The sequence below is a fragment of the Halanaerobium sp. MA284_MarDTE_T2 genome (genome assembly GCF_003337245.1).
Taxonomy (GTDB): Bacteria; Bacillota; Halanaerobiia; order Halanaerobiales; family Halanaerobiaceae; genus QPJE01.
Genome location: NZ_QPJE01000005.1, coordinates 92,676 through 114,385, shown reverse-complemented (window position 1 = coordinate 114,385; position 21,710 = coordinate 92,676). Strand labels below are relative to the sequence as shown.

The window sequence follows — 21,710 nt, the reverse complement described above, 5'->3', positions numbered from 1 at the left end:
TTATACTTTGAGCGGAAAGAAAAATCAATTAAATAGACTGCATCTTCTGCACTCAGAACATTTAGAAAATATATAGCTGTTACATCTAGGGCATTTTATTTTTTTGATTTCTTTTATTTTGAGACCACAAGTTGGACATGTTATTTCCTGTTCTAGTTTATCATTATCTATACTGCAGTTTTTCATAAAGATTCTCCTTAAATAATTTTGTAAAATTAAAATATAAGTAAATTAACTATACCACCTGTAATAAAAGCTGTTATCCAGCTTCCAAACCAGATATAAACTGCTTCTTTTAGACTTCTTTCCTTAATCATTACCATCATTGCAGCAATACATGGTACAAATAAAGTCAGTGTAATTAGAGAAACTGTAATCTGATCTGATGTAAGAGAAATCGAAGTTAAACCAGCAGCCCCAAAATCTCTTCTAATTATTCCCATAATAAATGCTGTTGTAGTTTCTGCAGGAAGACCAAGCCAGTCGGTAATAAGTGGACTAGTGAAAGTGATAACTGTATTTAAAAATCCAGTAGTTTCCATGATCGTTATCAATGCTGCACCAAGAACAAAAATTGGGCCAGCCTCTCTGACAAATGCAGCTGTCTGCTGATATGTCTTTTTAAGCACATTAAGTATTTTTGGCAGCCTTATTGGAGGCAGATCTATTAACAAATCACTTGACTCACCAGGTAACACTTTATTGAGAAATGTTCCCGCAAGTACATAAATAATAAAAATAGTAAGAACATAAACTACAACATAAAATAAATCCAATTTTGCAATCAAACCAGCTATTACTCCTAGCTGTGCTGAGCATGGTATAGCAAGTCCAAGCAAAAATATAGCAATAATTCTTTCCCGATTTGTGCCGAGTAATCTTGTAGTAATAGTAGCCATAGTAACACAGCCAAAACCAAGCAGCATCGGAATTATTGCGCGTCCATTTAGTCCAATTTTTTGCAGAAATTTATCAACAAGAACAGCTATTCTGGGCAGATAACCTATATCTTCCAAAATAGAAAGCATTAAATAAAATCCAGCTACAAGCGGCATTAATAGGCCAAATATATATGTTGCCGACATAGTTAAAACTCCAAATTCTCCTGCCAACAAATTTCCAATAAAATTATCTAGACCCAATGTTGAAGAAATAACTGATCTAATAAAAGGTTCATAATACCCCATAAAAAACCAGCCTTCAGTAAATTCTATAACATATTGTGCCACAAAAACTCCAATAAACTGATAAATTAAAAATAAAAGGGCTAACAGCATAGGAATACCTGTTGCTGGTTTAACCATATATTGGGCAATCGATGCAGCAAAACTATTTTGTGTTAAATTATAGCTGACAATTTCAGCAGTTATCATATCAACTCTTTTTCTTCTCAATGTATATATTTCTTCTCTTAATTTAGGATAATCAGCTCCATATTTAGATACCATAGACTCATCTTCTTCTAGAAGCATAACAGCTTCTGGAGATGAGCCTGTATCAGTACTGACATTTTTATATAACTGGTTTAATTTATTATCTTCTGAAAAAATTTTATTTCCTCTGCAGGCTGAATCTATTTTTTCCTTCAGCTCAAAAAGGCCTCTATCTTTAGCAGCAGCAGTTGGTACAACCGGAACACCTAGTTTATTTTCTAGATTTTTTATATCTATTTCAATATTATTTTTTTCCGCTTCATCCATCATATTTAGAGCAACAATAACTCTTTTATCCATATCAATAAGCTGCTGTGTTAAAAATAAATCTCTTTCCAGATGACTTGCATCTACTACATTAATTATTATATCTGCAGAAATAATAAAATCTCTGGCTACTCTTTCCTCATCATTTATAGAGCCCACTCCATAAACTCCAGGTGTATCATATACAGCATAATTTCCCATCCTACCACTGCTGATATCAAGTGTAGTTCCGGGATAATTAGAAACACTAACATATATTCCTGTCAAGTAATTAAAAAATATTGATTTACCTACATTAGGATTACCTGCAAGAACAATTTTTTTCTCAGCCTCAATATTGCTGTCTATATTTATCTGGCTGCCCTGATCCATTAAAAAATTTCCTTCTCTTTCTCTTTAATAGATATTTTTTCCGCCATTTTTCTTCCAATCGCTATTTCCTGCAGATTTTTCTTCAAAATTACAGGTCCACCTGGAAGACGACCTGCACATTCTATTTCAGACCCTTCACCTATTCCAAAACGAAGTGCCTGCATCCTTGTATTTTTATCATTTATTTTTTCTATTATAAATTTTTCACCATATTTAATATCTGCGAGGGTCATTTTTTTACCTCCTAATATATTCTATATTCATTATAATGAAAACGATTATCAATGTCAATATATATTTGATAAAAATACTAGAGTTTTTGTCAGGTATAAAAAGCACAGCCCATATTTCAGTTTTATGTTCATAATTGAACATAAATATCAACCATAAATATGAGCTGTGTGAACATTTTATTCTAATTTAAACTTCTCTATAAGGGATCTTAAATGCTGTGCCATATTTTCCATTTCATCTGCAGAAGCAGATATCTGCTCAACAGTTGCACTCTGCTCTTCTGCAAGAGCTGATACCTCTTCAGCACTTGCAGAATTGTTTTCTACCGCACTGCCGACAGAATCAACAGAATGATTGATCATATCAATGATATCATCCAATTTATTAGCAAAATTCTTCATCTCATTGACTTTATTTTTAGTATTATTGGAAGCTTCAACCATTTGATTCAAAGAATCTCCTGCTTGATTAATTATAGAAATCTGTTTTTCTACTTCCTCAATATTTGTATCCATAGAATTTACAGTAGCAGTTGTCTCAGACTGTATATCTTCAATTAAACTGGTAATCTTAGTTGTTACTTCAGAAGATTCTTCAGCTAGTTCTCTTATTTCTTCTGCAACAACAGCAAAACCTCTTCCCTTTTCCCCTGCTCTTGCAGCCTCAATAGCGGCATTAAGTGCTAGAAGATTGGTCTGCAACTTTGAGGCTCTGATCAGCATTTTCTTTTAAAGTTTTTCCTTCATTATCAAGCTGCACAGCTGCTGTTTTCATATTTGTTATTTCTCTCCCTATATCTTCACTGCCCTGTGCAACTTCAGTAATACTGTTAGCAATTTCCTCAGAACTTTTACCAGTTTCCTCAGAAACAATATTCAATTCTCCAGCAGCAGTTACAACCGCATCGGAATTATCATTGATGTTGAAAATTAATTTCTTTAATGTATCTACCATTGTATCATTTATAAAAATAGCTAAAAGTGTACTGTCGATTCCATGTCCAGAAACATCAAAATAATAAACCAGATACTGATCAAAAAGGACTCATTGATTCATGATCAATCTCTATCACATTGCAATAATCTCCTCCAATATATTCAGCTGGACGATAATAGGTGCTGACTATAATTTCTCCAGTTTCAGGAAGTTTTTTGTGCAGCATCCTCTGATGAACATCTCTAGCTTTTTTAAATTTTCTTTTTATATTTTCTTCTAAATCAAATATGTTTTTATTTTTTTCTTTTATCTCATTTTTTAAAATCTTAATCCTGTTCAATAAATTATCCAGCAAATAATTAAAAAATATTAGTGATGCTGTAATAAAAAAAATAATATAAATAAAATTAAAAGTAAATATATAATAAAAAATAACTGTTAAAAATAAAAATACAGACAGCAATACAACCAGTTTTTTAATATTAAAATTTTCTTTCTGCACCTACTATTCCCCCCCACTTTACAACTACAAACGATTAAAATGCATATTTTTAAAACCTTTTTTTAGACGAGTTAAACAAATTTTGGAATATTGATATTTTAAAATAGATATATCAATCTGTCATATATTCTTTTAATGCTGCATATCTTGAACGAAAAAGTTTTCATGGCTGATTTCATTTTTTATCAGCTGATCAAATAAAGCTTCTGCTTTTTTATCATCTGTCTGCTCTTTTAATTTTCTATATTTTTCTTGTGCAGCAATTTCATCATCGATAGCTTCTAAAATACCTTCAAGCACTTTATTCATTATATATCTCCTCTCTTATTGAATAAAAAAAACATAAAATACCATAAATATAAGTTTTTTAATCAATATATTTCTTCACTAAAAAATTATGATATCCTTTGTTATTGTAAAAAATAAATAAATAATCTATTAAACAAAAAGCTCTCCTGTTAAGAGCCGATACAGCATCTATTATTCAGGAGAGCAAAAGAACTATATTAAGATTATTTAATTACTAGATTAACAAGTTTTTTTGGAATTACTATCGTTTTTATCAGTTCACTGTCCTTTAGATAGGACTTTATTTTATCCTGATTGAGAACTGCAGTTTTTAGATCACTTTCAGATATATCGGAATCAACAGAAATTTTATCCCTTACTTTACCATTAACCTGAATGACAATTGGAATTTCGTCTCTTACAAGGGCTGACCTGTCATATTCCGGCCAGCTCATCAGATGAATACTTTTTTCTTTATCAAGCTTCTCCCACAGTTCTTCTGTAATAAATGGTGCAAATGGAGCCAACATTAAAAGAATATTCTCAGCAGTTTCTTTTAAAAGTGCTTTATTAATATCTGCTGCTTCCCTTTCATTTAAATATGAATAAACTTCATTTGTAAGCTCCATAATTGCACTTATTGCAGTATTAAAATTAAGCCGTTCTCCAACATCTTCAGTAACCTTTTTAAGACTGGCATGGAGAGTCCTATAAAGTTTTTTCCCACCTTTATCAAGATTATCTCTACTTATGTCAGATGATCCACTTTTAATGATTTCTATATTTTCTGTTACAAACCTCCATACACGGTTTAAAAATCTTTCTGCACCTTCAACTCCTTTGTCACTCCACTCTAAATCTTTTTCTGGCGGTGAGGCGAAAAGTATAAATAACCTTGCAGTATCTGCACCATATTTTTCTAATGTTTCTTCTGGATCAATTACATTACCTTTAGATTTCGACATTTTAGCACCATCTTTAAGCACCATACCCTGTGCAAGCAAGTTAGTAAATGGTTCAACTGCTTCTGTCATGTCCATATCATGAACAACTTTAGTAAAAAATCTAGAATAAAGCAGATGCAGTATAGCATGCTCTATTCCACCAACATATTGATCTACTGGAAACCATTTATCAGCATTTTCCTTACTAAAAGGAAAATCATCGTTTTTAGAATCACAGTAGCGCAAAAAGTACCAGGATGAATCCACAAAAGTATCCATTGTATCTGTTTCTCTTCTGGCCGGGCCACCACAATCAGGGCAGGTAGTATTAACAAATTTGTCAACATATTTAAGTGGTGATTCACCTGTAGGTTTAAATTCTACATCATGAGGAAGTTCGACAGGTAGATCAGATTCTGGCACAGGAACTGTGCCACATTTTTCACAGTATACTACAGGTATTGGAGCCCCCCAATATCTCTGTCTGGAAATCAGCCAGTCTCTCAGTCTGTAATTAACTTCCAGCTCAGCTATTCCCTCTTTTTCAAAGTCTTCAGCCATCTTATCAAATGCTTCCTTAACACTCAAACCATTATATTGTTCAGAATTAATCAAATAACCATCACCATCATATGCTGTTTCCATTTCTTCTGAAGCAAGAATTTCTTCTCTATCTTTAGGCTGAATTACAACTCTAATAGGCAGGTCATATTTTCGTGCAAAATCAAAATCACGCTGGTCATGGGCCGGAACTGCCATTATTGCGCCGGTACCATAGCTCATCAATACATAATTAGCGATCATAATTGGAATTTCTTCATTATTTACAGGATTAATTGCATATCCACCGGTAAAAATTCCCAGCTTTTCTGATTGTGGAGATGTTCTTTCCATCTCTTTCTGCTTTTTTGCTTTTTCTATAAATTCTTTAACTTCAGCTTCCATTTCTGTACCCTTTGTCATCTCTTTTATAAGTGGATGTTCTGGTGCCAAAACCATATATGTGGCACCATAGAGGGTATCAGGTCTTGTTGTAAAAACTTCCAACTCTTCATCCATATCTTTTATGGGAAACTTGATTCTCATACCTTCACTGCGGCCAATCCAGTTTTTCTGCATAATTTTAACTTTTTCCGGCCAGTTATCCAGAAGATCATGATCATTTAAAAGTCTTTCCGCATAATCAGTAATTTTTAAAAACCACTGTTCTAATTCCCTCATATTTACCTCTGTGCCGCATCTTTCACAGGCATTATTTACCACCTGTTCATTTGCCAACACAGTTTCACAGCTGGGACACCAATTTACAGCAGACTCTTTTTTATAAGCCAGATCATTTTTGTACATCTGAACAAAAAACCACTGTGTCCATTTATAGTAATCTTCTGCGGCAGTAGTCACCTCTTTATCCCAGTCATAACTTAATCCCATTGCTTTCATCTGCCTCTTCATATTAGCAATATTATCCCAGGTCCATTCTTTAGGATGAATATTTCCATATTTGATAGCTGCATTTTCTGCTGGAAGACCAAAAGCATCCCAACCCATAGGATGAAGAACATTATAACCCTGCATCCTCTTGTATCTTGCTATCACATCTCCAATAGAATATACCCTGACATGTCCCATATGAAGATTCCCCGAAGGATATGGAAACATTTCTAAAACATAATAATTTTCTTTTTCTGGATCCTCTCCTGTTTTGTGAAGATCAGAGTCTTCCCATCTTTTAAGCCACTTTTTTTCTACCTTATTAAATGGATAAAAATCCTGCAATACAACTCACACTCCTTATAATATATTTGAATTTTTAAATTAAAAAAAAGCCCCCGAAAAAAACAGGGACGGATTAAATCCGTGGTACCACCCTAACTTGGCAAAAAACCCACTCATTTGTGTTTAACGCACACAGCGCAGCTGACTCAATATTTATCAGCTGGACTCAGAGATGAGTTCGAAAAATTCAAGTATCGATTTACACCAGCCATCGACTCTCTTTAAACAGGAATTTTTCTACTACTTCTCTTCACAGTCTTATCTATACTTATCTATACTATATTACCTGCTATTATATTAATAATAGTCTAAAAAGTCAAATTTATGTCTGCCTCCCTTCTTTCCTCAATATCTTTTCTGCATCAGCCCATAATCTGTCCAAATCATAGTATTCTCTTTCTCTCTTCTGAAATATATGCACAACAACATCAGCATAATCCATTAATACCCAGCGGGCATCATCAAGACCTGCCACTTTTTTATATTCAATATTTAACTCACTAAGCTTTTCGTCAACAGCTCTGTAGATAGCCCTAACCTGCTTGTCAGAATTTGCACTGCAGATTACAAAATAGTCTGCAATAACTGTCAGCCCTTCCAGGTTTAATATTTCTATATCTTCAGCTTTTTTATCATCAGCTGCTTCTGCTGCCAGTAATGCTGTCTCTTTAATAGAAATTTCTTTACTCATTATTTTCCTCCCCAATTAACTGCAGATAATCAGAACCAATAATTATATCTATACCGCTTTTTTCTTTGGGTTTAAACTGCATTTTTCCATTGATTAATTCCTTTATTCCTTCTGCAGTATCACGGTCTTCTTTAGAATAATATATTATCTCTGTTTGTTTGTAATTAAAATTATCTGCATTAGATGTTTTTTTTACTTCGAAACCATATTTTTCTAGTTTTTCGGCTAAATCACCAGCCATGCCGGGAACTCCATTACCATTAAAAATAGAAAGTTTATAACTGCTGTTTCTAATATAAGATTTATCTCTAATTAAATTATCAACCATTATTTCTACTTCTTCTCTATCAGGCAGCCAGTAGCTTACTCCAGAAATATATTTTGGCTCTCCTGGCAGCATTTCAATTTTTATCTTATTTAAATCTACCTCTTTGGCCAATGATAAAAAGGGGGTGATATCCTGTAAGGGTATATTTGTTTTTACAGAATCATTTAACTCTTTAATAATCCCCGGCAATTTAGGAATGATTGTCGGAGAAGTTCCTTTTTCAATAACTGCATTCAAAAATTTCTGCTGTCTGGCCACTCTTCCAATATCACCCATTGCTGTATCCCGGTATCTTACATACTGAAGCGCTTCACTTCCGCTCAGATTCTGTCTGCCGGGCTTTAAATTTATATATAATCCACCCGCCTTATCAACATAATATAGATGACTTTCAATATTTATTTCTACACCACCAATTAAATCAATAATGTTTTCAAATCCTTTAAAATCAGTTTCAACATAATAATCTATTGGTATATCAAGAAAATTTTCCACAGTTTTTTTGGTAAGTTTTATACCACCATAGGCATGAGTAGAATTAATCTTCCCATAGTTCTTTCCCGGTATCTTAACTCTTGTATCTCGTGGAATAAATATAATACCTGCTTCTTTTGTATCTATATTAAAACTGGCCAGAATAATAGTATCAGCTCTGGAAGGTCCATTTATTTCAGAATCATAACCAATTATTAAAACATTTATCTTTTCTTTTTTAAATGGACTGCTGTTTAAAATACTGAAGTCATTATTAAAAAAAATAGAACCAGCTATGCCGAAAAGAAAAAAAATCAAAATCAATAAAATATATTTACTTTTTTTAAACTTACCACCCATATTATATGCTCCTCTCAATACAGCAAGAATCTGTTTCTAAGCATTACAGTATTTGGATGTATAATTTTTGCTGTCTCTAATTGATGCTGAACCATGCTGCTGCATATCTCAATAATACCTCTTGTGAAATCTTCAAAAATAATTTCTCTTATTTTTTCTACACAGGGAAAATTCCTATGTGGTTCAATAAAATCAGCTGCAAATATAATCAAAGCTGTAAGACACATATCTGGATGGCCCAGAGTGTGGTACCTTATCGCACTCAGAATTTCTTTATCATTAACTCCGAATTCTTTCTCTGCAATTACCGCCCCTGCTGGAGCATGTAATACAGCAGGTATAGACATTTCCAGTTTATCAACCTTCCATTCAGATTCAATAATTAATTTCTGCATTTCTTCCAGAGTTTTATTTTTGGCTATATCATGCAGAAAAGCTGCTTTTTCCACCTTATTAACACAAACAGCTTTATCCTCTGCCAGTTTTATTGCTGACTCTACAACACCAGCTGTATGTTTAAATCTTTCAGCATCCATTTTATTTTTTATCTTTTTAATAAATCCTTTTTTTCTCTCTAACATCAGATTCATCCCTAATTATATAAATTATTTTTTTCTATAAATCTTATCACCGGATCAGGGGTAAGATATCTTATTGAAAATCCATTTTTAAATTCATCACGTATCAGAGATGAAGATATATCTATATATGGTCCGAAAAATGCATAAATATTGTCTAAAAAGGGACTAAATTGTTCTTTTCCCATTATTTTATCTAAATCATAACCGGGTCTATTGACAGCTATAAATTTACCATTTTTTAATAGATACTCCGGTTCTTTCCAGTTGAAAATATTAGCAAGAGAATCTGCTCCAATAATAAAAAAAACCTCCTCAGCTTTTAAGACAGGCACAAATTCTCTGAGTGTTTTCACGGAATAAGAGTAATCCTGCTTTTCAATCTCCCAGGTGGAAATCCTAAAAAAAGGATTATCCTGAAGTGCAAGTTTCAGCATCTGAATCCTGCTTTTGTTATCAGAAATTTTTCCTTCAATTTTATGTGGTGGACTACCAGCAGGCATAAAAATAACCCGGTCCAGACTGAAGTGGCTCTGTACCTGCTCTGCCATAATTAAATGACCGTGATGAACCGGATCAAATGTACCTCCAAATATTCCGATTCTGCCTTTTGGACTGTTCATTTTTTCACCTCAATTATTATATACATATTTAATTATAATTGATATCTATCAGGCTTGCAAGTTAAGATCTGCAAAAACAGCTTTAATTTTTATATTAAAAAAAACCGAGTTACCCCGGTTTTTAATATTAAACTAAAGAGAAATGACATCTGTTGGTATGCTCTTCACTTACAATCTCTTCTTCCGGCTTTTTTTCACTGCAGATATTTTCTGCATATCTGCATCTTGTATGGAATCGGCATCCGGAAGGTGGATTAATAGGATTAGGCACTTCTCCTTTTACCTCAATTCTTTCTCTATCTGTAAATGGATCTGGAATTGGATTTGAATTTAAAAGCAGTTCAGTATAAGGATGAGCCGGATTGTTGAAAACTTTACTTTTTGGTCCTTTTTCAACAATCTCCCCTAAATACATTACTGCAACATGATCTGCCAGATAATCTACAACAGACAGGTCATGTGTTATAAATAGATAGCTTAGGTCTTCCCGTTTTTTTATATCTTTAAGCATTTTTAGAACCATTGCCTGAACAGAAACATCAAGAGCAGAAGTCGGTTCATCTAAAACAATAAAATTTGGGTTAAGAATAATTGCCCTCGCAAAAGCAATTCTCTGCCTCTGTCCACCAGAAAATTCATGTGGATAACGAAACATATGCTCTTCTCTTAAACCAACTTCATTTAGTACTTCCGCAATCCTTTTTCTGATCTCAGTTTCTTTAATACCTTTAAAATGAATTTTCATTCCCTCTCCAATAATTGTTTTAACTAATTTTTTAGGGTGAAGAGAATTATAGGGATCCTGAAATACCATCTGCATTTTCCGGCGGTACTCCATAAATTCCTTTTTGCTGAGATCAAGTACATTTTTATTATCCATTATTATTTCACCGGCAGAAGCATCTATTAGTCTTAAAATAGTTCTGCCCAAAGTTGTTTTTCCTGAACCAGATTCTCCCACAACAGCATAGGTGGAACCCCTAGGTACAGAAAATGTAACATCATCAACAGCTCTAACATATTTTGCTTTTGAAAATATATTTTCTTTTAATTTAAAGTATTTTTTTAGATTTTTAATTTCCATAATATAATCCTGCATTATTGGTCACCACCTTTATCAGAACTATAATTATAGCAGGCTACATAATGGTCTGGTTCAATCTCTTCAAAAGGTGGGAGCTCTACTTTACAAATATCAATTACATTGGGACATCTCTTATGAAAACGACAGCCCAAAGGAGGATCTACTAAATCAGGCACTGTCCCTTTAATAGCTTTTAATTCATCTATTCTACCTATTCTTGGAACAGCTTTTAATAATCCCTTGGTATAGGGATGAATAGGATTTCTAAACAGATTTTTTACTGAAGCATATTCCACAGAATTACCTGCATACATTACAAGAACCTTATCACAGAATTCTGCCACAACTCCCATATCATGACTAATCAACATTACTGCATTGCCCAGCTCACTTACTAAATCATCAAGCAGGCTGAGAATCTGGGACTGTATTGTCACATCAAGGGATGACGTGGGTTCATCTGCAATTAATAATTTTGGCTGTGGAGCCAGACCCATTGCAATCATTACACGCTGAGCCATACCACCACTTAATTCATGTGGATACATTTTCATCACACGTTCAGAATCCAAACCCACAAATTCCAACATTTCTGCAGCAGCTGGATACTGTTTTTTTATTCTGGTATTTTTCTTTTTAGCTATAACTTCTGCTATTTGAAATCCCACATTCATAACAGGATTTAAAGCAGACACTGGTTCCTGAAATATAATTGACATCTCATTCCCCCTTATTTTTCTCATCTCTGCTTCACTTAAATCCATCAAATTTCTCCCATCAAATATAATATCACCAGATAATATTTCACCTGGCTCTTCAATTAATCTCATAACTGACTTGGAAGTAACAGATTTACCACAACCTGTTTCTCCCACAACTCCCAAACGTTCCCCTTTGTTCATCCATAATTCAACACCATTTAAAGCTTTAATTACTCCTCTATAAGTATAAAAAACAACATTTAGATTTGATACATCTAAAAGATTAGCTCTAGCTTCCATTCAATTACCTCCTCAACCTTGGATCCAGCATATCTCTAATTCCATCACCTAAAAGATTAAATCCCAGTACCACTACTGCAATTGCTATACCCGGGAAGGTAGAGATCCACCACTGATCAATTAAGAAGGTTCGGCCATCACTAACCATTACTCCCCATTCAGGACTGGGTGGCTGAGCTCCTAAACCCAGAAAACCCAGACTGGCAGCTGTGATTATAATAGTACCCATTCTTAATGTTATTTGTACTAAAACTGGTGAAATACTCATTGGTAAAATATGCAGAAAAATTATTCTTAAATCACTTCCACCAATAGATTTTATACTTTCAATATATGGCTGTTTTTTCACTTTTATTGCTTCAGCCCTTGCCAATCTGGCATAAATCGTCCACATAACACAGGAAATTGCTATAATAACATTAACAAGACTTGGTCCAAGCATTGCTGCAAAAGCCATTGCAAGAATCAACCTGGGAAAAGCAAGAAACATATCTGTAATCCGCATTAAAATATCATCTACTATACCACCATAATAACCTGCTATTATACCTACACTTATACCAATAAATCCACTGACAAAAGTTATAATCAAAATAATCTGAACAGCCACTCTTGAACCATAAAGTACACGGGTATAAATATCTCTTCCAAACTGATCAGTTCCAAAAGGATGTTCCCAGCTTGGAGCCTGCAGCTTTACTGACATATTTTGCTCTATGGGACTGTATGGAGTCAAAAGAGGGGCAAATATCGCAGTAAGAATAAATAATGCAATAATAACTGTCCCTATAACTGCTAATAGATTTCTCTTCCAGAGATCTATTGTATGATTCAAGTCTTCAAAATAAGGTTTCATTCTTTTTAGCCATAATTCTTTTTTGGTTTTCGGAATAGTATCAATCTCTGCCATAAAATCACACCCTCATTCTTGGGTCTAAAACCGCATAAAGTATATCTACAATTAAATTAACCAGTGAATAAACAAAAGCAAAATATAATGTTCCACCCATAACAGAATTATAATCCAGAGATAAAAGCCCCTGAGTTATATACCTTCCCAATCCAGGAAGTGAAAACACAGTCTCAGTTAAAACTGCTCCTCCTAATAAACTGCCAAAAGTTAATCCAATTATAGTAACAGTTGGAATCAAAGCATTTCTCAGCGCATGCCTTATTATAACAACACTATTTTTTAACCCTTTAGACTTTGCAGTCATTATATATTCCTGTTTCATAACATCCAGCATACTAGAACGGGTTGTTCTAGCAATTGAAGCTGTCGCAAGAAACCCAAGACAGAAAGCGGGCAGCACTAAGTGTACGATAGTCTCTTTAAATGCTGACCAGTTTCCGGTTAATATTGAATCAACAAGATACATACCTGTTATGTGGTCAGGTGGAGAAGAAAAAAAACCAATTCTACCTGCCCCCGGCAAAATGCCTAATTTATAATAAAAGAATAAAAGCAGAAGTAATCCTGTCCAGAATACCGGCATACTTACACCGATAATCGAAAAAATTCTGGAAATTTGATCTATCATCTTATTTCTAAACACAGCCGATAAAATTCCCAAAGTTAGTCCTGTTATAATTGCAAAAATCATAGCCAGGAATGTTAATTCTAAAGTTGTAGGAAAATATCTTTTTATATCCTCCATTACAGGGTTGTTGGTTCTCAGAGATACTCCAAAATCTCCCACTACAGCGCCTGTAATAAAATTATAAAACTGAGTTGGAAGTGGATCATTATAGCCTAATTTTTCCTCCATTTTTTCTATAGCTTCTTCTGGAGCATTTCCTCCCAGAATAGCAGAAACCGGATCAGCAGGTATAATATGAGATATAAAAAATACTATACAGCTAACACCAAATAAAACTAATATCATTAATAATATTCTTTTGACAATATAACTCCAAATATTCATAAAGTCACCCCAATATAGATTAACTTCCCCAGTTGAAAAGTGGGGAAGTTTTTCATAATTTTAATCCTATAAATTTTGTTGCTAGTAAACCATAGGCTTATTAATTATTTAGAAATTCCACCAAAATCAAATTTCATAGAATAACCAAATGCTGAGTCATAAAAATCTTTCAATTCTGATCTAACTCCCCAGAATTCAACTGACTGATAAAACATCGCAAATGGACCATTCTCAAACCAATGATCTGTTAATTCTCTGTATATTTCTTTGCGTTTTTCCGGATCAGGCTCAAATCTTCCTTCTTCAGCCAGTTTTATTGCTTTTTCATCTTTCCAGGCACATCTATATGCAAGCTGTCCAGCATCATAATTTGTAAAAGCCATAGCCAGATTATCAGCATCAGCATAGTCATTTCCCCATCCTGCAACAATTAACTGATGGCCCTGTTCTCTATATTTTGCATACATCTGAGATGCCTGCATAACAGTTACTTCTGCCTCAATACCGATATCATTTAAGTTTGATTGAACTAAAGTCGCTTCTGCTTTTCTGGTTTCTCTCTGATTTGTTAATATTTCTACTTTAAATCCATCAGGATAACCAGCCTCTACTAGAAGTTCTCTGGCTTTTTCAAGATCTCTTTTAAATGGATTTTTATCTACATATCCAAAATATCCTTTAGGTATAAACCCCTGTACTTTAATTGCATAACCTGCATTTATATCTTCAATTATTGAATCATAATCGATTGCATATTTGATTGCCTGCCTTACCTTCCGATCTTTAAGTGGTCCCCAGGAAGCATTCATAGCAAGATATTCATTGGAATGAGCAGGTACTGTAACTATATCAACATTTTCTGTGCCTTCCATTTCTTTTAAAAGCTGTGGAGTTAGATCCCAGGCAACATCTACATCTCCTCGTTCTAAAAGCAGCCTCTGTGTGGATGCTTCTGGAACATCTCTGAATAGAACTCTTTTCAGTTTAGGTTCATCACCATAATAATGCTCATTTGCACTTAAAAGAACTTTGGTATTTCTTTCCCATTCATCAAGTACGTACTGACCTGCACCTGCACTATTTTCGGTCAGCCATCCCTCACCCATATCTCCATCAACTTCATGTTCTAATGCAACTTCTTTATTTATAATACTCCCCCAGTTATTGGTTAATATACCAAGAATAATATTTTCCGCATATGGCTTGTCAAAGGTCAGAGAAAAACTCTTTTTATCAATAAGCTTAATATTTTCATCCATATTATCTTTGGAAATACCAATACTATTTAGAAGCCAAACAGATGGTTTTTCCATCTTTAAATATCTTTTATAGCTCCATACTGCATCTTCAGCAGTAACTGGATCTCCATTAGAAAAATTAGCATCTCTTAAAGTAAAAGTATATGTTTTTCTGTCATCTGATATTTCCCATTTTTCTGCTAATTCAGGTTCAATTACAAGTGATTCATCTACATTTTTCCAGCCCACAAGCTGATCATATACTGCATCTACTACTCTTGATGGAAGAACTTCGTAACATACAGCTGGATCAAGTGAAATAAATATTTCTGTACTTGCTGCCATTACCAGGGCATCATCTGGAGTTGCTGCAGCTGCAGAGACGGAAATCCCTAGAACCACTGTCAAAATCATTAAAAATAAAAATCCCGTTTTTATTTTACTCATTAGTATACCTCCATAATTTTCTTTGCTTTTATATGCAATCCACTACTGCTCTAAACTTCTCTTCCCTGCTAAACTGCTCTATTAATAAAAAAATAAAAAATACGACTAACTGAAGTTTAATCCCTCCCCTTTAAATACTTTTATCTATCATATTTAACAATAAAACTGATACAGCTAAACATAAAATTCAAAATATAATAGATTATTTACTATATTATATTTCAATAATAATACCAATATTCCTTTCTTGAAATAATATTTTCTCAAAAAAATAATATGGCTGCACTGCGAAAAGTTGATTTTTGATATTATATCAAATTGAAAAACATGTCAAAATAGGATTTATATAAGCCGAAAATTCTTAAAGCTGTTTCTAGAATTGACGCTTCACTCTACTTTTCAAATCATTTTCTCCCCGAAAATAAAGGAATTATCACTTGTAAATCGAATAAAATAAATATAGCAGTTGAATATAATATAAACAAAAAATAATTGCTTATTTATAAGTTGTAAAAATAAGTTGTAAAAGTTAAATTAATAAATAATTTAACTTGATGATAAATTTCAATATGATTAAATATATTATATGAGGAGATAAACTTAATACAAAGAGGGAGGAAAGCTAATGCTTTACAAATTTAAAGGTAAAAGTCCAAAATTAGAAAAAGATGTATTTACTGCACCAGGAAGTAAAATTATTGGAGATGTAGAATTAGGAGAAAAATCAAGCATATGGTATAATACCACAGTTAGAGCTGATGGGTTTCCAATAAAAATTGGAAGCTATACCAATATTCAGGATAATTCTGTTGTCCATATTGATGAAGGACTGGGAGCAGAAATAGGCAGCCATGTTACTGTTGGACATAATGCTGTTATTCATGCATGTACAATTGGAGATAACTGTCTAATAGGAATGGGAGCAACAATTTTAAGTGGTGCAAAAATAGGCAAAAATTCTATAATAGGTGCAGGGGCTTTAATACCAGAAAATAAAGAAATCCCCGAAAAAAGTTTAGTAGTTGGACTTCCTGGTAAATTCATAAGAAAATTGAGTGATGAAGAAATAGAAGAAATATATAGACATGCAGAAGAATATGCCGGTTTTGCAGCAGAACATATGCATATTGAAGCTGTGGATTCCGGTAATTGACAAAGATTTGGATTTCTGTTAAAATTATTAAGGATTTGAAGTGCCCCCGTAGCTCAGTGGATAGAGCAAAGGCCTCCGAAGCCTTGAGCGTAGGTTCGACTCTTACCGGGGGCACCATATATCATTCCTGCTATAACAGCGATTATAGCAGTTTTTCTTTTTCAGTATCTATTCTCATTAAGCTTCCCACCGTGATTTCACCGCAGTACTTTCTATCCACCTCAATCAAGCATCCAGAAATTTAGAAGCTTTTTCAGCAGCTTCAGCCTGTAAAGTCGGAATTAAATGAGAATAAGTATCCATTGTCTGAGTGATTGAGGCATGACCCAATCTCTCCTGAACAATCTTAGGATGTTCATTTAGCTGCAGAAGAATCGAAGCATGTGTATGGCGAAGTGTATGGAGTGTTTTTTCTTTATCTAATCCAGCTTTATCTCTTAATTCAGCATATCTAACATTATATCTGTCTGGATAATATTTTTCACCATCTTCTTTACAGAACACCAGATTATACTCATCGTGATAATTATCTCCCAGGAATTCTTTGAACTCCTTTTGTTTCTCTTTTCTTTTCTTCAGTACTTCTACTATTTCGTCAGTAATATCGATATTCCTGTTACTATTTGCCGTTTTAGTACTTTCTCTTAGAACAGAGCCATTACCCTTTTCACCTACCAGAGCCTGTCTCACCCGAATCTTCTTATTCTCAAAGTCAACATTATCCCATTCCAGGCCTAAAAGCTCACTTTTTCTCATCCCTGTATGGACTGCAAGATAGATAAAATCATGTAATAGCGGATCATCCTCTTTAGCAACATCTAACAGTTTACTTATTTCTTCTTTTGTTAAAGCAACAATGGTATTATTCCTTCTCCGATCAATTTTTGGTGCTTCAACAGGATCAGCCGGGTTAGCTGCAATATATCTGTTTCTGACTGCAAAGCTCAAAGCCTGCTTCAGCTTCTTATAGTGCTTTAATAGAGTTGCTTCTGATAACCCGCCTTCTTTACCGTCTTTTCTCCCGTCTTTCCGCTTCTTCTGCAAATATACTCGAATGTGAGCCGGACTCAGTTCTTTTAACTTAATATGTCCGAGGGCAGGAATCAGGTGAGTTTTAAGTATGATCTCATATCTATCATGAGTAGTCTTTTCTGTCTGAACAACCGCGTACTCCTCAAACCACTTCAGTAACAAATCCTTTACTGTCATGTCCGTCTGTACTACAACTCCCTGATCAGCCTGCAATTCCATTTTTCTAGCCCATTTTTTTGCATCTCTCTTACGGGTAAATGTCTTATACTCTCTCATTGTCTTTCCTGTCTCTGGGTCCTTCCCAATATAAACTTGTGCTTGCCAGTTTCCTGACTTTAACTTTTTAAAGCTTCCCATATTAATTCCTCCTATTATTTTATATATTGTCTTCCTACAAAAACTACTAATCCTTTAACTTCAATTTCTGTCTTATCAATTTCACCATAGTTCTCAAAATCTGGTTCTAGCCTCACCTTATCTTTATTAATAATGTAGTATCTTTTTATTGTTCTGTTGCAATCACCACCTTTTCTGATAATCACTAATATTGTAGAGCCATTCTCAGGCTCATCATTCATGGGTCTAATTAGAATGTAATCACCTCTGACAATTCCCCAATCCTTAAATTTATTATCTGTCATCTTTAAAGCATAAGAGGAATCTGTAACATACCCTTCTGGAAAAGTGAAATAGTCTTCTTTAACACATTCTTGCTTCTCATCCCAAAAAGCTTCATTATTATAATTGTAACTTGTAACCATTTCTCTAGGGTTCTTCTTTTCTACCTGCTCAAGATAAGTTGAAAGTAACCCTTTTGCTCCTTGAGTGTCTTTTTTTTCCTCATATTGCCCCTCGTCATCCTTATCCATAACTAAAAGATACTTCTCATCCAGATAACCTGCGGCTACCATTAATTCAATATAACGAACTTTATCATTATTCTCGGCTATTTTTTCTAAAATATCTGGCTTAGGATCAAACTCAAGCGACCCGTTTTTGAGTTTAGATAAATAAGATCTGTGTATGTCTGCTTCTTTAGCAAACTTCGTGACTGATTTATCACCAATTGCTCTACTTACTAAATTCATTAATTTCACTTTATCTTTTTTCACTTTCTCTCACCTCTAAATAGATTGTAACACATTTTCGGGATTATTACAAACACTTTTTTAATTATTTTAGGATTATACTTTACAAAAAGAAGGCTTCATGCTATAATATTATTGTAATAAAGCAAATAAGCAGCAATTGATTGTTGTTCAATATTTGCACACACTAATATTTTAGGAGGATTTAAGATGAAAGATACTAAAACAGATCTGATAATTTATTTTAAGAATGCAGTAAAAGAACAGATCAACTTTGACTTTGAGCAGATACCTTTTTCTTTAGGTGTGAGCGACTTAAAAGAGCTTTTACCCCTATCTGATTCTAAAATTTATATGATGCTGGAATCGGGAGAAATCCCTGCAAGAAAAATTGGTGGTAAATGGACAGTCTCAAGACCAGAATTCCTTGCATGGTTTTTTGGTTCTGAAGAAGATTTAGACTTGTCAGAGCAGGTGTTCGTTTAATTATAATAGTAGGGGGAGAAAGAAAAGTCTCCTCTCCCCCGAAATTATCACACTCAAAATAGTGAAGTAATAATCTGAAAATCCTCCAACAGATCCAGGTCTTAACGGGCCTGGGTCTTTTTTTATTTACTAATATTTTAACTTTCATTCTAAATGAACATATGCTCTTTTAGTGAGCTTGAGTAATTTTATTATTAAAATTTGAATTCCACTGTCAAAAACGGCCTTTTAATCGGTATTATATATATAGAAGCACTTTTTAAAATGGGGGGAAGCAGGTGGAGGATCCCAAGCAAGGTTCTCTGCCTGCAGCCATAAAAAAAGACCTACTGTTAAGTTCTTTTAAATAACTACTTAAGTACTTACGAAATCCTGTGATCGGATTAAGGAGGCTTCTAAAACAGTGAAAGTAGACGAAATCTTAAAGTTAAAGAAATCTAAACTCAGTAACATTCAAATACTTAGTTTGCTTAAAGAAGATATATTCCAGAGCAGAAAGAAACAGGACAACAATAACGGAGGTAATAATAATGACAGTGACAGCTCAAAATCTCAGAACTACCATGAAAAAGAATGAGGATAAGGCGGAAGGCAGAAATGTAGCAACATTAAACTCTATCGAAAGGGATATTAAAGGAGTATGGTACTCGAGAAAGCTAGATCTATACGGTAATATTCTCGATGAAATAAGTTATAAAGATGAAATATACAGGGGCGGAGAAAAGGAAAATAAATGGAAGCCCAGGATAAATGATAACACATCATCAAGAAGTAAAAGCACCTATACTCCATCTCCAGAAGAAAGAATAGCTTCTAATATCAATCAACTGAAAAAGAAGACCTGGAAATTGACCATTGCTAATATTGAAGACATGAATACTTTTACAACTGTAACTATGGGAGATGTAGACTTCTACAGCCTATTTTCTTCAAAAAGAAGCGATAAAGATAAAAATGAACTCTACCTTGCTGATCAGTTGAGTGAAAGTGAATTGCAGCTTCTTAAAGGTAAGACCAACCTGAAATATAAAAAGGAGAAAGATAGAAGATACTTAAATAACAGTGAGGAAGAAAAGACTCTACGTAAAAAAATTATAAACATCTTAATCAAGCAGGCTTCATCTATGATTTCCAAAATAGAAGAATCTTTTGTAAAGGATGAAAAAACATTCAAAAGTGTCAGTGCTCGTAATCAAGCTATTAAAAGAGAACTTGCTTCAAGAATCAACTCTCTTCTGTCTGGTAAGTCTCCGTATAATATTGAAAATGCCTACTCTGCTTTCAGTAAATTCATTGAGAATCTGAAGAATTTATCAGAAGCCTATGAAGGTGACTTCAAATACATAGCAGTGTTAGAATTCCAGGAAAATGGTAGACCACACTTTCACATGCTGTCTAATCTAAAGTACCTGGAGCAATCTAAACTTCAGGATAAGTGGGGTCACGGAATAGCTCATATTAGCTCTCTTAATTCGATTAGTAGACCTGGCCTACACATCAGTAAAAAAGATAATTTAAAGGCAAAAGCGACTAAGTTGTCAAATTATCTCTGCGAAGAAATTAGTGAAACTAGAAAAGATTCTAGAACTAAAAATAGAAAAATACTTTTGAGAAGTAATGACTTACTAAAACAGCCACTGGAGGTAATTACTCCTGAATTACAACGACAGGTGGACCAATATGTGTTTAGTAATTCTGTTGGGGTAGACTGGGAAAGTGGGTTAATCGAAGGTAAGGGAGAGTATTCAAAAAGCTCCAACATAAAAAGAAGAGTTATGGAAGATTCTAATCTCTACTCAATGATAGAACAAAGAGCAGGCCAGTTACTGGATAAGATTCTAGAAATAGCAGAGAAACTTAATAGTGACATCATAACCAAAGATATATACTATCAGGCAAAGCATGAACTTTTCTACAAAGATCAGGGATATATGCCAGCTACTATTGCAGCATAGTGTCTCTCCTGCTTGAACATTGACAACTAAATATTTTACTCTTACTCCCTATTAGATAACACCTGGATGCGCGCCGCAGGATTTTAACTGCCGGGCTATAACCACAGGAGATCTATGTCTAAAACTTATATAATAGTGGTTCAGCCGGCCAGAGAAAGAAAAGGTCCATTTCTTGCTATACTTAACGTTTATTCAAATACATCAAATACCACTGATTCAGGTATCCACATGTATTCTACTCCTTCATCATTTAAAGGAAACTCAAAATAGTACCAATTACCTTCCAGATCAGTCTTGTATTGATCAGTACCCTCTAAACCTTCCAGCCACTGTTCTTCAGCAATGACTAGTTCTTCTTCATCATTAACTGGCTTTTCAGGAAATCCTTCCTGGATAATTTTAAGGTGATACTCTCCTTTTGGAAAGTTATAGCCACTGTCTCTATAATTCTTTGCCTGGTAACTTGCGCCAACTTCAAATTGCTTTGTCATGCTT

Annotated in this window: 24 protein-coding genes, 1 tRNA gene and 1 other annotated feature; of the genes, 5 read left to right on the top strand and 20 right to left on the bottom strand. The window is 33.9% G+C overall.

Features of this window, described 5'->3' with window-relative positions; translation table 11 throughout:
* Positions 1-24: 24 nt before the first annotated feature.
* From DFR78_RS11915 to DFR78_RS04040, 17 genes are all read right to left on the bottom strand, one after another.
* Positions 25-186 carry a hypothetical protein gene (locus DFR78_RS11915; protein WP_158531708.1) on the bottom strand — a complete coding sequence of 54 codons (162 nt, stop codon included), beginning with the start codon at positions 184-186 and terminating at the stop codon, positions 25-27.
* Positions 187-215: 29 nt separating this feature from the next.
* Positions 216-2,072: a ferrous iron transport protein B gene (gene feoB / locus DFR78_RS04115; RefSeq protein ID WP_114457572.1), complete on the bottom strand. Its 1,857-nt coding sequence runs from the start codon at positions 2,070-2,072 to the stop codon at positions 216-218.
* The gene (locus DFR78_RS04110) at positions 2,072-2,305 is read right to left on the bottom strand and encodes a ferrous iron transport protein A (protein WP_114457571.1); all 234 of its coding nucleotides are present in this window, start codon (positions 2,303-2,305) and stop codon (positions 2,072-2,074) included. Before DFR78_RS04110 ends, feoB begins: the two co-directional genes overlap by 1 nt.
* A 177-nt stretch (positions 2,306-2,482) precedes the next feature.
* Complete coding sequence (locus DFR78_RS04105; protein WP_199505547.1) at positions 2,483-3,007, bottom strand: methyl-accepting chemotaxis protein; 525 nt, start codon at positions 3,005-3,007, stop codon at positions 2,483-2,485.
* Positions 2,982-3,260 carry a hypothetical protein gene (locus tag DFR78_RS04100; protein ID WP_114457569.1) on the bottom strand — a complete coding sequence of 93 codons (279 nt, stop codon included), beginning with the start codon at positions 3,258-3,260 and terminating at the stop codon, positions 2,982-2,984. Before DFR78_RS04100 ends, DFR78_RS04105 begins: the two co-directional genes overlap by 26 nt.
* Before the next feature lie 79 nt (positions 3,261-3,339).
* Positions 3,340-3,744 carry a hypothetical protein gene (locus DFR78_RS04095; protein ID WP_114457568.1) on the bottom strand — a complete coding sequence of 135 codons (405 nt, stop codon included), beginning with the start codon at positions 3,742-3,744 and terminating at the stop codon, positions 3,340-3,342.
* Between the two features lie 132 nt (positions 3,745-3,876).
* Complete coding sequence (locus DFR78_RS04090; RefSeq protein ID WP_114457567.1) at positions 3,877-4,053, bottom strand: ferritin family protein; 177 nt, start codon at positions 4,051-4,053, stop codon at positions 3,877-3,879.
* 203 nt (positions 4,054-4,256) lie between these two features.
* On the bottom strand, positions 4,257-6,752 hold the full coding sequence (leuS, locus tag DFR78_RS04085; protein ID WP_114457566.1) for a leucine--tRNA ligase: 2,496 nt from the start codon (positions 6,750-6,752) through the stop codon (positions 4,257-4,259).
* 61 nt (positions 6,753-6,813) lie between these two features.
* Positions 6,814-7,015, bottom strand: a binding site (T-box leader).
* Between the two features lie 59 nt (positions 7,016-7,074).
* Complete coding sequence (rsfS, locus tag DFR78_RS04080) at positions 7,075-7,443, bottom strand: ribosome silencing factor (protein WP_114457565.1); 369 nt, start codon at positions 7,441-7,443, stop codon at positions 7,075-7,077.
* Complete coding sequence (locus tag DFR78_RS04075) at positions 7,436-8,605, bottom strand: LCP family protein (protein ID WP_114457564.1); 1,170 nt, start codon at positions 8,603-8,605, stop codon at positions 7,436-7,438. The genes rsfS and DFR78_RS04075 overlap by 8 nt, the downstream gene beginning before the upstream one ends.
* 14 nt (positions 8,606-8,619) lie before the next feature.
* The gene (gene yqeK, locus DFR78_RS04070; RefSeq protein ID WP_233486970.1) at positions 8,620-9,186 is read right to left on the bottom strand and encodes a bis(5'-nucleosyl)-tetraphosphatase (symmetrical) YqeK; all 567 of its coding nucleotides are present in this window, start codon (positions 9,184-9,186) and stop codon (positions 8,620-8,622) included.
* A gap of 11 nt (positions 9,187-9,197) precedes the next feature.
* Positions 9,198-9,806 (bottom strand): nicotinate-nucleotide adenylyltransferase, encoded by a 609-nt coding sequence (nadD, locus tag DFR78_RS04065; RefSeq protein WP_114457562.1) that lies wholly within the window; start codon positions 9,804-9,806, stop codon positions 9,198-9,200.
* 127 nt (positions 9,807-9,933) lie between these two features.
* Positions 9,934-10,905, bottom strand: coding sequence for an ABC transporter ATP-binding protein (locus DFR78_RS04060; protein WP_114457561.1), 972 nt, complete (start codon positions 10,903-10,905; stop codon positions 9,934-9,936).
* Positions 10,905-11,891, bottom strand: a complete 987-nt coding sequence (locus DFR78_RS04055; RefSeq protein ID WP_114457560.1) for an ABC transporter ATP-binding protein — start codon at positions 11,889-11,891, stop codon at positions 10,905-10,907. The genes DFR78_RS04060 and DFR78_RS04055 overlap by 1 nt, the downstream gene beginning before the upstream one ends.
* 4 nt (positions 11,892-11,895) lie before the next feature.
* Positions 11,896-12,801: a nickel transporter permease gene (gene nikC / locus DFR78_RS04050; protein WP_114457559.1), complete on the bottom strand. Its 906-nt coding sequence runs from the start codon at positions 12,799-12,801 to the stop codon at positions 11,896-11,898.
* A 4-nt stretch (positions 12,802-12,805) separates the two neighbouring features.
* Entirely contained in the window at positions 12,806-13,816 is a 1,011-nt protein-coding gene (locus DFR78_RS04045) for an ABC transporter permease (protein WP_114457558.1), read from the bottom strand.
* 104 nt (positions 13,817-13,920) lie between these two features.
* Positions 13,921-15,501 (bottom strand): ABC transporter substrate-binding protein, encoded by a 1,581-nt coding sequence (locus tag DFR78_RS04040; protein ID WP_114457557.1) that lies wholly within the window; start codon positions 15,499-15,501, stop codon positions 13,921-13,923.
* Positions 15,502-16,126: 625 nt separating this feature from the next.
* Between DFR78_RS04040 and DFR78_RS04035 the strand changes: the two genes are divergently transcribed.
* A complete protein-coding gene (locus DFR78_RS04035) occupies positions 16,127-16,654 on the top strand; it encodes a gamma carbonic anhydrase family protein (RefSeq protein WP_114457556.1) in 528 nt (175 codons plus the stop codon).
* A 42-nt stretch (positions 16,655-16,696) separates the two neighbouring features.
* Positions 16,697-16,771: transfer RNA gene (locus DFR78_RS04030), tRNA-Arg, on the top strand.
* A gap of 108 nt (positions 16,772-16,879) precedes the next feature.
* Here DFR78_RS04030 and DFR78_RS04025 read toward each other — a convergent pair.
* Complete coding sequence (locus DFR78_RS04025; RefSeq protein ID WP_089716845.1) at positions 16,880-18,043, bottom strand: site-specific integrase; 1,164 nt, start codon at positions 18,041-18,043, stop codon at positions 16,880-16,882.
* A gap of 14 nt (positions 18,044-18,057) precedes the next feature.
* Positions 18,058-18,798 carry a LexA family transcriptional regulator gene (locus DFR78_RS04020; RefSeq protein ID WP_076544535.1) on the bottom strand — a complete coding sequence of 247 codons (741 nt, stop codon included), beginning with the start codon at positions 18,796-18,798 and terminating at the stop codon, positions 18,058-18,060.
* Positions 18,799-18,984: 186 nt separating this feature from the next.
* Here DFR78_RS04020 and DFR78_RS04015 point away from each other — a divergent pair, with 186 nt between their 5' ends.
* The 3 genes from DFR78_RS04015 (at position 18,985) to DFR78_RS04010 (ending at position 21,215) form a co-directional block, all read left to right on the top strand.
* Positions 18,985-19,260, top strand: a complete 276-nt coding sequence (locus DFR78_RS04015; RefSeq protein WP_114457555.1) for a helix-turn-helix domain-containing protein — start codon at positions 18,985-18,987, stop codon at positions 19,258-19,260.
* A gap of 403 nt (positions 19,261-19,663) precedes the next feature.
* The gene (locus DFR78_RS11910; RefSeq protein ID WP_158531707.1) at positions 19,664-19,837 is read left to right on the top strand and encodes a hypothetical protein; all 174 of its coding nucleotides are present in this window, start codon (positions 19,664-19,666) and stop codon (positions 19,835-19,837) included.
* Positions 19,791-21,215, top strand: a complete 1,425-nt coding sequence (locus DFR78_RS04010; RefSeq protein WP_114457554.1) for a hypothetical protein — start codon at positions 19,791-19,793, stop codon at positions 21,213-21,215. The genes DFR78_RS11910 and DFR78_RS04010 overlap by 47 nt, the downstream gene beginning before the upstream one ends.
* 188 nt (positions 21,216-21,403) lie before the next feature.
* On the opposite strand, the gene DFR78_RS04005 is transcribed toward DFR78_RS04010, so the two are convergent.
* The gene (locus DFR78_RS04005) at positions 21,404-21,706 is read right to left on the bottom strand and encodes a hypothetical protein (RefSeq protein WP_114457553.1); all 303 of its coding nucleotides are present in this window, start codon (positions 21,704-21,706) and stop codon (positions 21,404-21,406) included.
* Positions 21,707-21,710 lie beyond the last annotated feature (4 nt).